Annotated in this window: 10 protein-coding genes and 1 pseudogene; 2 read left to right on the top strand and 9 right to left on the bottom strand. The window is 63.0% G+C overall.

All coding sequences use genetic code 11. The features are described from left to right. Positions 1-44 precede the first annotated feature (44 nt). The 4 genes from IPK59_22035 to IPK59_22050 all read right to left on the bottom strand — a co-directional run bounded on the left by IPK59_22035 (position 45) and on the right by IPK59_22050 (position 4135). A complete protein-coding gene (locus tag IPK59_22035) occupies positions 45-1082 on the bottom strand; it encodes a Gfo/Idh/MocA family oxidoreductase (GenBank protein ID MBK8161314.1) in 1038 nt (345 codons plus the stop codon). After that, the gene (locus tag IPK59_22040; protein MBK8161315.1) at positions 1079-2377 is read right to left on the bottom strand and encodes a hypothetical protein; all 1299 of its coding nucleotides are present in this window, start codon (positions 2375-2377) and stop codon (positions 1079-1081) included. Before IPK59_22040 ends, IPK59_22035 begins: the two co-directional genes overlap by 4 nt. 122 nt (positions 2378-2499) lie before the next feature. Then, positions 2500-3192 carry an acylneuraminate cytidylyltransferase family protein gene (locus IPK59_22045; GenBank protein MBK8161316.1) on the bottom strand — a complete coding sequence of 231 codons (693 nt, stop codon included), beginning with the start codon at positions 3190-3192 and terminating at the stop codon, positions 2500-2502. 1 nt (position 3193) lies between these two features. After that, positions 3194-4135: a Gfo/Idh/MocA family oxidoreductase gene (locus IPK59_22050; GenBank protein ID MBK8161317.1), complete on the bottom strand. Its 942-nt coding sequence runs from the start codon at positions 4133-4135 to the stop codon at positions 3194-3196. Between the two features lie 230 nt (positions 4136-4365). On the opposite strand from IPK59_22050, the gene IPK59_22055 reads away from it, so the two are divergent. Both IPK59_22055 and IPK59_22060 read left to right on the top strand, forming a co-directional pair. Beyond that, positions 4366-5268, top strand: a complete 903-nt coding sequence (locus IPK59_22055) for an aldo/keto reductase (GenBank protein ID MBK8161318.1) — start codon at positions 4366-4368, stop codon at positions 5266-5268. Positions 5269-5382: 114 nt separating this feature from the next. Continuing rightward, a complete protein-coding gene (locus tag IPK59_22060; GenBank protein MBK8161319.1) occupies positions 5383-6117 on the top strand; it encodes a pentapeptide repeat-containing protein in 735 nt (244 codons plus the stop codon). A 1-nt stretch (position 6118) separates the two neighbouring features. Here IPK59_22060 and IPK59_22065 read toward each other — a convergent pair. From IPK59_22065 to IPK59_22085, 5 genes and pseudogenes are all read right to left on the bottom strand, one after another. Then, positions 6119-9291, bottom strand: a pseudogene (locus IPK59_22065) (efflux RND transporter permease subunit). Between the two features lie 4 nt (positions 9292-9295). Beyond that, complete coding sequence (locus IPK59_22070; GenBank protein ID MBK8161320.1) at positions 9296-10414, bottom strand: efflux RND transporter periplasmic adaptor subunit; 1119 nt, start codon at positions 10412-10414, stop codon at positions 9296-9298. A gap of 48 nt (positions 10415-10462) precedes the next feature. Beyond that, on the bottom strand, positions 10463-11002 hold the full coding sequence (locus tag IPK59_22075; protein ID MBK8161321.1) for a hypothetical protein: 540 nt from the start codon (positions 11000-11002) through the stop codon (positions 10463-10465). A 206-nt stretch (positions 11003-11208) separates the two neighbouring features. Further along, positions 11209-12168, bottom strand: a complete 960-nt coding sequence (gene arcC / locus IPK59_22080; protein ID MBK8161322.1) for a carbamate kinase — start codon at positions 12166-12168, stop codon at positions 11209-11211. A gap of 4 nt (positions 12169-12172) precedes the next feature. Continuing rightward, positions 12173-13177 carry an ornithine carbamoyltransferase gene (locus IPK59_22085; protein ID MBK8161323.1) on the bottom strand — a complete coding sequence of 335 codons (1005 nt, stop codon included), beginning with the start codon at positions 13175-13177 and terminating at the stop codon, positions 12173-12175. Between the last annotated feature and the right edge of the window lie 14 nt (positions 13178-13191).

Genomic DNA, 13191 nt, shown 5'->3' on the forward strand with positions numbered 1-13191 from the left:
TGGCCGGCCATGCGCCAGCACCAACATTAGAGCATATACCCAATTTATGGGCAATCGCCCGAAACTTCTCCCGACAACGAGATTGTCTTGCCGCTATGCGCGGCCTGTGCCGATGCCTCGACGATGCGGAGGGTGGCCAAGCCCTCGGCGAGACTGGCCAAAGGCTGCCGCCCGAACTTGCTGCAGGCGATGAGGTCCTGGAGCTCGGCGAGATAAATGTCGTTGATGGCGAAACCATCCGGCACACCATGTACCACCGGCGCACCTGCCACCGGGTTGAAGGTCAGCGTGGCGCGGCCGAAATCAAGCTCCGCGCTGCCGCCATCGCCATCGACGGTGATCCGCCGCCGCGGCACTCGACGGAAGAGGTCTAGATGAATGCTGGCCAGCGCCTCCTGCCCCGCCACGCGATGCCTGAGGATGATCTCGGCGATATCCTCGACATCGATCTCCAATTCGCTGATCCGGGCGGCCACAGCCGTCACCGCATGCGGCATGCCGAGCAGGCTGCGCACCAAATCGATCTCGTGGCTGAGTTCCAGCAAGGCGCCGCCGCCGAGCGCGCGTTGTGCCGTGACGCCGCTGCGATAGTCCGTACCCGGCCGCCAATTGGGCAGGTATTGCCCGACCTCGGCGCGCATATTGTAGAGGCGGCCGATAGCGCCGGCGGCCAGGCGCTCCTGCAAAATCGCCACCAGCGGATGGTAGCGCAGGCAATAACCGACCAGCAGCGGAACATCATTGCGCCGGCAAAGTGCCAACAGCTGATCGCATTCAGCCACCGTGACGGCGAGGGGCTTTTCGATCAAGGTCGGGATGCCCTGCCCAACCAGCGTCATGGCCTGCTCGACATGGAACGGCGCCGGCGTGGCGATGACGGCAAGATCGACCGGCACCTTCAGCGCTGCCGCAAGGTCTGTGTACTGCTCCGAGACCAGGGACTGGATCTCGGCGCTGATGCCCTTTCCCTGGGGACGCGACACCACAACGAGGATGGCTGCCGGAAACAGTTGCCGCAAGTTGCGGAGATGCCGCGTGGCGATGCTGCCGGTGCCAGTGACGATTGCGCGCATAACGGTCACGCCACCTTCCGGCGTCGCTCGTCCGCCTGCGCCAACAGACTGCGCACGAAGGTCTCGAACCGTTGCGACGCCGTGACGTCGGACGTCACAACCGAATGGCGGCTGAAGCGGGCCAGCCGCTCCTGTAGGCTCCCCTTGGGCGGCAAGGTACCAGCCTCGGCCTGCCCCAGAAGTGCCTCGAAATCGGCCGGATTGCGTGGGAAATAGCACACCCTGTCATCATCCGGATTGTCGGGATGCAGCAGGCTCGCCGATCGATCGCGCTCTGAATCGCTCCACACCGGCACGACCACGGCGCAACCGCCAAGCAGACCCTCCAGCACCGCCAGTGTGTTGAAACCGACGATCATGCGCGAGCGCGTCACGATATCCGGGAGCGGCATGTCGGCGAGGATCTCGATGCCGAGCGCGTCGAGATCGGGTCGGATGGCGCGGATATAATCATCCTCGTTGCGCTTCTTCATCTTGATGACGAAATGCAGGCGCTGTGCTTCGGGCAGTTCCAGTTGCCGCTCGGCCGCCTTGGCAAAGCTGTTCAGCACGTCGCGGAAATTGGCGGCAGCATATTGTACCTGGCGCGGGTCGCCATAGGCCATCAGCGTGATCCATTTGCGATCCTTGAGCGGCGGCATCGGGTAGTCTCGCCAGGCATCGTAGCGCGGCCAGCCGGTGGTGCAGATGACGGCGTCGCGCATGGCCGCCTGACCGCGCATGAAATCGGCACAGACATCGGAAGCCACGGCACAGCCGGTGCCATTGAAGTAGAAGTTCCCGCTCTTGTAATTGTTGGCGACGAAGTCGCGGCCGCGGCCGATGCCGTAGCTCTCGCGCGACAGGGCGATGAAGGGTATGCCAAGCCTGCGGCACCCCATGCGCAGGGCCTCGTCCTGCCAGTAATCGGTGTTGGCGGCGGCAACTGCATCGATCGGATGCTGGGCACGCGCCGCGTCCAGAAAGGCCACGCCGAATTCCTCAAGCCGGTTACGCAACGCCGGCAGCGCATTGAGATCGTGCCACAGATGCGCCTGGCGGCGCCACTTCGGTGCCACCCATCTTTCCTGTGGGCGCTTGATGGCAGTGACGTGGATGCAAGGGAGATTGAGGTCGGTGCGTTTTTTCAGTTCGGCGATATCCTTGGCGAACAGAGCGCGCCGCAGGCAAAGAACGGTCGGCCGCCCGGGCCGGTAATCCTCCCAGTCGATCTCCCGCGCAATCGCGCGCCCAGTGCGGGCAATGCCCCCGGTGATGCGGTCGACCAGCAATCTTGCGCTATAGGCCAGCTCGTCCAAGCTCATTTCTCGCAACATCTCCGAACCGGTGCCAGCGCCCGGCAGCTTGCCACGTGACCATATCAGAGGGAGAATCTGACCGGAACCGCAGAAATCCGAGCGAACCAGGCACCTCTTCGCCTACGGCCCTATTGGCTGGCCAGCGCCTTGGCCAGCGCAAGGTCCTCGGGCGTGTCGATATCGACGCCGGCACGCCAATCCATCGGCCAGAAGCGGTGCCCTGGACCATAGAAGGTGCGCGCCGCGGTGAGCGAACGGACTTTTGCAATCCAGATTGCACCAGACGGGCAATAAACCGTCTCCAGGTCCTGCGAGCGCTTGGTCATCGCCTCGGGAAACAGGGCGCGCGGCCTGCCGTCAGCCTCGATCGCAATGGCCCACCACGGATTCATCGGCCCATAATCGGTGCAACTGAGCAGGAAGGCGCCGTCGCCGGACTGAAACGCGTCGACGGCGCTGCGCACGTGATCCGCATTGCGCAGCGGGCAGGTCGGCAGCAATTGCGTTACCATCCTGGCTGGCTTGCCATGCCAGGCCGCATATTGTTCCAGCGCCTCGATCGTCGCCAGGGAAACCGGTGAATGATCGTCGCCGGTGCTCCGCCGCAGAAACGGCACCACGGCGCCATGGGACTTCGCCACCTCCGCAATCTCCGGGTCGTCGGTACTGACCAGCACCTGCTCGAAGCAGCCACTCTGACGCGCCGCCTCAATGCTCCAGGCGATGAGCGGCTTGCCCAGGAAATCGACGATGTTCTTGCGCGGGATGCGCCGCGAGCCACCTCGGGCCGGGATGATGGCGATACTGCCTGCTATGGTCATGTCATCCACCCGTTGCGCGACCACGCTCGATGATTGCGGTCACGGCCATCATGCGTGGCTGGCTGAACATGCGTTGCCTCGTCAGAACGCCGGTGCAGAACTGCTGCAGGGCGGTGCGGAAGGCGGTGAAGGAATCCCTGAAAACCAGATTGTCGTGGCCGCTCTCGCCATAGACGGCAAGGCTGATCGGCGCGGCTATGCTGCCAAGGGCTGCGAATTGCGCCGTGGCGCCGCTGGCCCAGACGGCGTCAACCAGGCGCTGCGTGCCGCCCCCGGTGGCGGTGATCTCCGCCGGCGCAGTTTCTTCGCCCAGCAACTGCAAGGCCGGCTCGATCACATGGACGGCATAGGTGTCCCAATATTTCGGCGTAACGCCAATGACATGGCGCACCTTGCCAATACGCGTCGCCTGCTCTGGCGTCAGACGCATCTCTTCCGCCCAGGCAACGGCGGTGCCGGTAAATATCTGCCCCGGATAACGCTCTTCCGCCAGAAGCTGATTTGCCGCAGCAATGCTGAGTGCCAGCGGCTTGTCGAGATAGACGGGCAGGCCGGCGCGCAGAAACGGCACAGCAAAGCGCGCGTGATTCTCGGCATCGTCGCGCGCCAGCAGCAGCCCATCGACGGCGCCGATCATGTCCTCGGGTACCGCGGTGATCGTGGCAATGCGGCTGGCACCGGCGATGCGCCGCGATTCCGACGAATCCTGGGTCCAGATATGGGTGACGATCGCTTCCCTCAGCCGATCGTCGGGAAACCGGCGCGCGGCGAGATATGCGGGGATGCCTGGAAAGGGGCAGTCAGCCATCAGTGCCGCATCATAGCCGTTGCAGATTGCCGCCCATGAATAAGGATGGCCATTGCCGGCGCTGCTGCCAATGATGCCCAGACGCAAGGGGGCCTCTCGCCGGATGCTGTTGAAGCCGTCAGTTTCCAGGGCCATGTCCGGCACAAATCCGCGCGTCGATGTTCACGTCAAGAGCTCCAGCAACCTATTGCTATCAGTGGTGAATTTCTGCCAAGATCGCGCCTAATAACCCACCCGGATCAGAGTTTGTCAATGCGCATCATTGTCCAGGCGCCTAGCCATCCCCCCCGCCTGACAACCTTGTCGGAACTGCGTCGTCCCACAGGCCCGCGGCGATGAGCAACGGCAGGAGGCCGGCTCACTTCGTGCTGGGTACCGTCCAACTCGGCATGCCCTATGGCAAGCTGCGCCAGTTCGCCTTCCCAAGCAACGCTGAAGCGGTCGCCCTTATGCGCAGGGCCGCCGATATCGGCATCACCGATTTCGACACCGCCCGCAACTACGGAATCGCCGAGATGCGCCTGGGCGACGCCTTCGGTCCGATCCACGATCCGGCACGCACTATCGTAACCAAGCTGCATCCGCTGCAGCATGTGCCGCTGGATGCCCCGGAATGGGCGGTACGCGCCGCCATCGACGCCAGTATCTTTGCGTCCTGCCGCGCGCTGCGTACCCGGCATCTCCCGGTCCTGCTGCTGCACCTTGTCTTCGCGCGGCATGCCTGGAAGGGTGCTGCCTGGCGCCGCCTCCTTGAGCTGCGGGACGAAGGCATCATCAGCAAGCTCGGCGTATCGGTCGTGAACCCGGAGGAAGCGCTGGAATATGTCAGCGATCCCGAGGTGAAACATATGCAGGTACCGATCAACATCCTTGATCGACGCTGGGGCGAGATGGGCTTGGCCGAGAGATTCGCGGCGCGACCTGATATCACGGTCCATGCCCGCAGCATCTTCCTGCAGGGTGTGCTGCTGCAGGACGACCCTGCAGGATGGCCGCAGCAGGCCGGCAGCAGCGCTGGCGAGATCATCCGCTGGCTGCGGCAGACCGCCCACGATCTCGACCAGGCAAGTGTTGCGCAGCTTGCCGTCAATTACCTCCGGTCTTTGGGCTGGATCGACGGCCTCGTCATCGGGGTCGAGAATGAGGGCCAACTGGTCAACAATCTGTCTTTGTTCAAGATGCCGCTCCTGGACGCAGCGGGCCTGGCGCGGATCGAGGCGACAAGGCCCGCGGTTGAGGATTGGCTGCTCGATCCCGGCAAATGGTGATCCCGGCCGATTGTTGATGCCCTAAGAATCGAAGACATCCACAATGCTCGACATCGGCAGATACCACGGATCCTGATCCAAACCGGTTGCGGTGCTGACAGCGGGAGGTAGGCCATGATTGTCCGATGTAGCGGTTGGGCGGCTTGCCGGGCGGGCGTCCCATTCCGGTCCTGGCTGCGTCTCGTCTTCGCGCTGCTGTTCCTGGGCGCCCTCGCACCGCCCAGCTTCGCCGATTGCAATGACAAGCCGGCGCCTGGCGTCGATTGGTCCGGCTGTCAAAAGCTCAACCGCCGCATGGACGGCACCAATTTCCAGGGCGCCAATCTCGCCGGCGTGAATTTCACCAGCAGCGATCTCGCAGGCGCCAATTTTACCGGCGCCAATCTGAGTTCCGCCATTTTGTTGCGAACACAGATGGCGGGTGCCGTGCTGTTGCGCGCGGACCTCGGCAAAGCCTTGCTGGACCGCACCAATCTCCGCGGTGCTGATCTCAGTGCGGCCCGGCTCGTGAAGACTGAGTTGCATCGCGCCGACCTTACTGATGCGCGCCTTGTGGGCAGCGACCTGCAAGGAACCGAATTCGGGCGGGCATCCCTGGTCAACGTCGATCTCACCGGCGCCAATCTGCAGGGTGCTTATCTGGCCCGCACCGACCTCAGCAACGCGCAATTCGGCAATGCCGATCTTGCCGATGCCGATCTCTATCGGGCAAATCTCGTCGGCGCCGACCTGTCACGGGTCATCGACCTGACCGCGGCACAACTGGCCACGGCCTGTGGCGATGCGGCAACGCAACTACCGCCTGGCTTCACGCCCCCAGCCAGTTGGCCCTGCGTCGATTTGCCTTAGCTCAAGGTGCCGGAGTCGCCTCAATGTCGGCCGGCCTGATATCGGGAATCTCTTGCGCCGGCTTGGTTGACGGGCGCAGCTTTTCACGGCCCCACTGAAAGACGACATAGAGCGGCGGGATCACGAAGATGCCGAGGAATGACGCCGCGATCATGCCGCCGAAAACCGGCGTGCCGACGTCGCGGCGCGCCAGTTCCGAGGCACCCACGGCCACCACCAGCGGATAGAGGCCGAGGATGAAGGCAAAGGATGTCATCATCACCGGCCGGAAGCGCAGGCGAGCACCTTCCGTCGCGGCACGGTACAGGCTGTATCCCTTGCTGCGCAGTTCCTGGAAAATTCGACGATCAGAATGCCGTTCTTGGCGGCGAGGCCGATGAGCACAACCAAGCCGATCTGCGCATAGAGATCGAAGGTAAGGCCGGCCAGCATCACGGCACCGAAACCGCCGAATACGCCGACTGTGACCGAGAGCAGCACCGGGACCGGAATGGTCCAGCTTTCATAGAGCGCGACCAGGAACAGATAGGCGAACAGAACCGCCATCGCCAGGATCGCCGCCGTCTTGCCCTCGGCGCGCTTTTCCTGGAAAGCCGTATCGGTCCATTCGCCGGCGAAGCCCGGCGGCAAGGTCTTGGCCGCCACCGCCTCCATCGCCTGCAGTGACTGGCCGGAGGACACGCCCAGGGCAGGGCTGCCTTGCACCGTCACCGCGCGCACATTGTTGTAGCGGATGATGCCGGGCGGTCCGGTCACGATCCTGACCTCGAGCAGGCTGCGGAGGGGCACCATCTTGCCCTCGGCGCTGCGCACGTTGATGTTGTAGATATCCTCGATCCGGGAGCGGTCGGCGGCCTCGGCCTGGATCTGCACCTGCCAGGTGCGCCCGAACAGGTTCAGGTCATTGACATAATATCCGCCGAGATAGGCCTGGAGCGACTGGAACACATCGTCGAGACGAACGCCCAGCACCTGCACCTTGTCGCGGTCGATATCGAGATAGACCGAGGGGCTGGTCGCCGAGAAGGTCGTGAACACATTGCGCAGTTGCGGATCCTGGTTGGCGGCCACGACCAGGCCGCGCAGCACCTGCGCCAAAGTCTTCGGATCGCCGCCGCGCAGATCCTTCAATACATAGGTAAAGCCGCCGCCGGTGCCGAGGCCGACGATCGGAGGCGGCGCCAGCGGCACCACCACGCCGCCGCGAATTGCCCGGAACTTGCCCGCGAGCCGGGCCATGACGGCATCCACCTTCATGGCGGCGTCCTTGCGTTCCTCGAACGGCTTCAGCGTCACCACGATGAAGGCCGCATTGGCCTGTGAATAATTGTCGATGAAGTTGAGGCCCACGACGGACGTGAAATCCTCGACCGCCTTCTCGTCCCGGAGGGCTTTCTCCGCATCGCCGATGACCGCCATGGTCCGGCCGAGGGAGGCGCCTTCAGGCAATTGCACGACGACGAAAAAGGCGCCCTGATCGTCTTCCGGCAGGAAACCTGTCGGCGTCACCTTGCCGACCGCCACGGTCCCCACCGCCGCCACCAGCGCCACGGCAAGGCCGATGATGGAAATCCGGACAATCCGCGCCACGAGGTCGCCATAGGCGTCGCGGATCCAGTCGATCCCGCGCATCACATGGCCCATGACACCGCGCCGCGGTCCCGCGTGGCGTTTCAACAGGACACCGCACATCGCCGGTGACAGGGTCAAGGCATTGATGGCGGAAAGAAACATGGCGACGGCCACCGTCACCGCGAACTGCCGGAACAGTTCACCCGAGATGCCCGGAATGAAGGCTACCGGCACGAACACCGACAGCAGGACCAGGGTGATGGCGATGATCGGCGCGGTGATTTCAGCCATCGCCTTCTTGGTGGCTTCGGCCGCCGACAGCTCCGGATGCTCCTCCATCACGCGCTCGACATTCTCCACGACGACGATTGCGTCATCGACCACGATGCCGATCGCCAGCACCACGGCCAGCAGCGAGACGGAGTTTGCCGAGTACCCGATGGCATTGAGCACGATGAAGGCGCCAATGAGGCTGACCGGCACGGCAAGAACCGGAATGAGGGTCGCCCGCAGACTGCCGAGGAACAGATAGACTACAATCACGACCAGGATGAAGGCCTCGATCAGCGTCTTCTGCACCTCATGAACCGTGGCCTTGACGAAGGTGGTTGGATCGTAGGTGACCTTCCAGGCCAGATCCTCGGGGAAGCTCTTCTCCAGTTCCGCCAGCCGTGCCTTCACCCCTTCCAGGGTGGCGATGGAATTGGCGCCCGGCGCCTGGTAGATTGCCATCACCGAGGAGGCCGTGCCGTTGAAGCGCGTCTCTCGGTCCAGGTTCGCCGCCCCGAGTTCCAGGCGCGCGACGTCGCTTAGCCGCAGCACGGAACCGTCGGAATTGGTCCGGATGACGATTTGCCCAAACTCTTCCGCCGAGGTCAATCGGCCCTTGGTCTGGATGTTGAGCTGAAGTTGTTGTTCGTCGGAAATCGGGCGTGCACCGATCCGCCCCACAGCCGCCTGCATGTTCTGCGCCTGGATCGCGCTGATGATATCGCCCGGGGTGAGACTGAGTCCCGTCAGGCGGTCGGCCTTCAGCCAGGCGCGCATCGCATAGTCCTGCGGACCCCACAGCGCCGCATCGCCGACACCGGGCGCGCTCTTCACCTGGTCAAGCAGGTTGATCGTCACATAGTTGGAAATGAACAGCGGGTCGTGGCTGTTCTTAGGTGCATAGACGGCGATCACGGCGAGCAGGGCCGAGGATTTCTTCTTGACCGTGACACCTTGGCGCTGCACTTCTTGCGGCAGCTTCGACAAGGCAACCTGGACGCGGTTGTTCAGGTTGACGGTGTTGATGTCGGGATCGGTGCCGAGCTCGAACGACGCGGTGAGCGTATAGCTGCCGTCATTGCCGCTGACGCTCTTCATATACATCATCTTGTCGACGCCGACCACCTGCGCCTCGATCGGCTGCGCCACGGTCGCATCGACGATCGCCGCCGAGGCACCCGGATAGCTGGTGGTGACGGAGACCTGCGGCGGCACGATATCCGGATATTGCGCCACCGGGATGACGAACAGCGACAGCAGCCCACCGATCAGTGTGACGATGGCGATTACGATGGCAAGGCGCGGTCGGTCGACGAAGATGGCTGACAGCATTGCCTTATTCCAGTCCGGTGGCGGCCGGGATCGGCGCGGTCGTCACCGCCGCGCCGGGCCGGACGAACTGCAGCCCCTCAACGATCACTAGTTCGCCGCCGGCAAGCCCCTCCGCCACAACGATATTCGGCCCCTGCTCGCCGCCGGTCTTGATCCGCTTGACGACGGCCTTGCCATCCTCGACGGCAAAGAGATAGGGGCCGGTCTGGTCCGCCAGCAGGGAAGATTGCGGCACTGTTACCACTTCGGTGGTCGAACTGCTCGCCAGTTCGACCTGCACCAGTTGGCCATCGACCAGGTTGCCCTTTGGATTGGGAAACACCGCGCGAACCGCGATCGTGTCGGTGCTGCGATCGGTGGTTACGTCGACAAAGTCGATCTTGCCTGTTTCCGAATACTCGGTCCCGTCGGCGAAGTGCACCTTGACGATGAAATCGGGCTTTTGCGGATCGGCGCCTTGCTGCGCGCGCAGGAATTCGCGCTGACTGACCGGAAAGGTCACATACATCGGGTCCTGGCTGACGATCACGGTGAGCGGTCCGCTTTCCGGGCCGACGACATTGCCCTTGGTCAACGCCGTCCGGCCGATTTTGCCGGCGATCGGCGAGCGGATATCGGTGTAGCCGAGGTTGATCTGGGCGGTGAGGAGGTTGGCCGACGTGGCACCGACATCACCCTCGGCCTGCGAGACGGCGGCTTCCGCCTGGTCCATCGACATGCGGGACGCTACTTCCTTTTCAAGGAGTTGCGTCGTACGCGATTTCTGCTGCTGGGCAAGGATGACTGAAGCCTTGGCGCTTTTCACCGTACCTTCGGCCTGTTTCACCGCCGCTTCGAAAAGTTCCTTTTCGATCCGGTAGAGCGGTGCGCCGGCCGCGACGGTGTCGCCTTCCTTGAAGAGCACCTCCTCAAGATAGCCGGATACCCGCGCCACGACCTCGACCCGTTCGATCGCGTCGACACGGCCGACGAAGCTCATCGATTCCGAAATTTTCTGTTTCATGGCCGGGACTGTCCCGACGATGAGGGCCGTCGGCGCGGATGCCTGGTCGGTCGCTTCCTCCGCCCAGGACACCGTCGGCAAGGCCAACAGCATCAAGGAGATCCCCAGAATTCGACGCATCACTGCTCCTGTTGCAGTCGGGCCAGCGACCCGGCTGGCGGTCTTTTCCTAACGCTCCCAGTGGAGGAAAATGCCGACTGTCCCCGGCATCCCCTCCGGATAGTCAAGAATCTGCGCCGTCAGGGTGAAACCGGGCGGCTTCAGTTCCTTGAGATAATAATCATAGGCCCCCTTGGCGAAACCTTCGAACAGGCCCGGCCAGTCCGCCTCAAGACTATTGATGCGGCGATTGCGATCGTTGCAGAAGGTCGCCAGAAAGGAAAGAGCCATGATCTGGTTGAGCCCCTGTTCGGTCGCGCGGCGAATCGCAGAAGCACGACCGAGGACAAGGACCAAAGGCAGAAATCTCCAGGGCGAGCTATGCGCGCCCTGCTCTTTTCCCTGCAGCACCACCCCCGGCCTGAAATCGCCGGCTTCGCCAAGCCAGCTGAACAACAGGATCGCGAGCGCCAAGGCGCGGCCAGACGTCCATAGCGATTCCCGGAGATGGTCATAGATGGTCGAACCGGCGACGGCGGTTGCAAGATAAGCGGTGCCCGAGAGCAGCGAGGTCTTGTCGCCAGAATATGAACCTGAGATGATCGCCATCGACGCGAGGAAGACGCTTGGGCTGAGGATCTGCAGCCCTTAATGGACCATCGACAGCACATAGCTCAGGTCTCGATCAGCGCCACGAGCGGTATCAGCGCATCGATCGGTCTCGGCCTCAGCACACCGTCATTTGCGGCGCGTTCTGGTTTGATTGGCTGATCCGGATCCGACATGTTTCGGGCCTTGCCCGGGGATGCGCACCTTCACTGGGCGGTATGCCAGCTCAGACCTTGAATGGCCTGGCCCTGGAAGGATCGTCCAATCAAGGTCCCCTTCTCGCCGCGCACGATGGCCGGAATATCCGCGAGCGCGCCGATGGCGGCCGTCTTCCCGCTGAGCTTTGCAAACTGGACCGCGGCGCTGACCTTCGGCCCCATTGAGCCTGCTGGGAAATCATAGGCCCCGAGCGCATCCGGATGCGCCCGGTGCAGCGCCTTCGCCGTGGGTTTCCCCCAGTCGACATAGACCGCATCGACATCCGTCGCCATGACGAGGAGGTCGGCTTCGAGCTCGCGCGCCAGCAATTCCGAGCACAGATCCTTGTCGATTACCGCCTCGACGCCGATCAACTCGCGCGTGGCGCCGGGCTTGTACAGGGTGGGAATCCCGCCGCCGCCGGCGCAGATGACGATGGTGCCATGTTCCAGCAGCCATTTGATCGGCCGCAACTCGAAGATGCGCTTTGGGAGCGGCGACGGCACCACCCGGCGCCACTTCTCGCCATCCTTCTTGAAGACCCAACCCTTCTCCAGGGTGATGCGCTCCGCGGCACTCGCGTCATAGACCGGTCCCACAAACTTGGTCGGATTGTGGAAGCCGGGATCCTCGCCATCCACCTCCACCATGGTGAGGATGGTGGCAAACGGCACCTCGAACGGCAGCCTGTTGCCCATCTCCTGCTCGATCATGTAACCGATCATGCCCTCCGTCTCGGCGCCGAGCACGTCGAGCGGATAGGCCTCCTCCGGCTTGTAGGCGGCACCCTGCAGCGCAAGATGGCCGACCTGGGGGCCGTTGCCATGCGTAATCACCAATTGATGTTCTTGCGCGACAGGTGCCAGAGCTGCGGCCGCGATACGGATATTGCTGCGCTGCGCTTCCGCCGTCATCGGCTCACCGCGCTTCAGGAGGGCGTTGCCGCCCAACGCCACCACAATCCGCATGACCTCAATCCCCCAGCGTTGCGACCAGGATGGCCTTGATCGTGTGCAGCCGGTTCTCGGCTTGCTCGAAGGCGACATTGGCCTCCGATTCAAAAACGTCGTTGGTGACCTCCAGACCATTGGTCATGCCGTAATCCTCGGCGATCTGCTTGCCCAGCGTCGTTTCGGTATCGTGGAAGGCCGGCAAGCAATGCATGAACTTCACCTGCGAATTGCCACTGGCCTTCATCAGGGCTGCATTGACCTGATAGGGGGTAAGCAGCTCGATGCGTTCCTTCCAAACCTCTTTGGGCTCGCCCATCGACACCCAGACATCGGTGTGGATGAAATCGACGCCTTTCACGGCCGCGGCCGGATCCTCGGTGATGGTCAGGCGCGCACCGGACTTGGCCGCCAGATCCTCGGCGATCTTCCGATACTCCGCCGCCGGCCACAGCGATTTCGGCCCGGCGATGCGTACATCCATGCCCATGAGGCAGCCGACGATCATCAGCGAATGGCCCATGTTCGAATGCGTATCGCCGACATAGGCGTATTTGATTTCGGCGATCGGCTTGTCACTGTGCTCGCGCATGGTCATCACGTCGGCCAGCATCTGCGTGGGATGGTATTCGTTGGTGAGGCCATTATAGACCGGGACGCCCGCATACTTGGCCAGTTGCTCGACACCCTCCTGGGCCGAGCCACGATACTCGATCGCGTCATACATGCGACCCAGTACTCGCGCGGTGTCCTTGAAGGATTCCTTGTGCCCGATCTGCGAACCCTGGGGGTCGAGATAGGTGACATTGGCGCCCTGGTCGTGGCACGCCACCTCGAAGGCGCAGCGCGTGCGGGTCGAGGTCTTCTCGAAGATGAGGCAGATCTCCTTGCCGGCGAGATGCCGCTGCTCCGTGCGGGCATATTTGGCTCGCTTCAGGTCGCGGGCGAGATCGAGCAGATAGCGGAATTCCCGCGGCGTATAGTCCTGCACCGTGAGGAGCGAACGGTTGCGCAGATTGAAGCTCATGGCGAATCTCCGAA

This window comes from Rhodospirillaceae bacterium, assembly GCA_016712715.1.
GTDB lineage: Bacteria > Pseudomonadota > Alphaproteobacteria > Dongiales > Dongiaceae > Dongia.

Coding starts and splice junctions, on each gene's coding strand:
- IPK59_22045 (MBK8161316.1), bottom strand. CDS start 3,192: ATGACCATAGCAGGCAGTATCGCCATCATCCCGGCCCGAGGTGGCTCG.
- arcC (MBK8161322.1), bottom strand. CDS start 12,168: ATGCGGATTGTGGTGGCGTTGGGCGGCAACGCCCTCCTGAAGCGCGGT.
- IPK59_22070 (MBK8161320.1), bottom strand. CDS start 10,414: ATGCGTCGAATTCTGGGGATCTCCTTGATGCTGTTGGCCTTGCCGACG.
- IPK59_22085 (MBK8161323.1), bottom strand. CDS start 13,177: ATGAGCTTCAATCTGCGCAACCGTTCGCTCCTCACGGTGCAGGACTAT.
- IPK59_22040 (MBK8161315.1), bottom strand. CDS start 2,377: ATGAGCTTGGACGAGCTGGCCTATAGCGCAAGATTGCTGGTCGACCGC.
- IPK59_22050 (MBK8161317.1), bottom strand. CDS start 4,135: ATGGCCCTGGAAACTGACGGCTTCAACAGCATCCGGCGAGAGGCCCCC.
- IPK59_22060 (MBK8161319.1), top strand. CDS start 5,383: ATGATTGTCCGATGTAGCGGTTGGGCGGCTTGCCGGGCGGGCGTCCCA.
- IPK59_22075 (MBK8161321.1), bottom strand. CDS start 11,002: ATGGCGATCATCTCAGGTTCATATTCTGGCGACAAGACCTCGCTGCTC.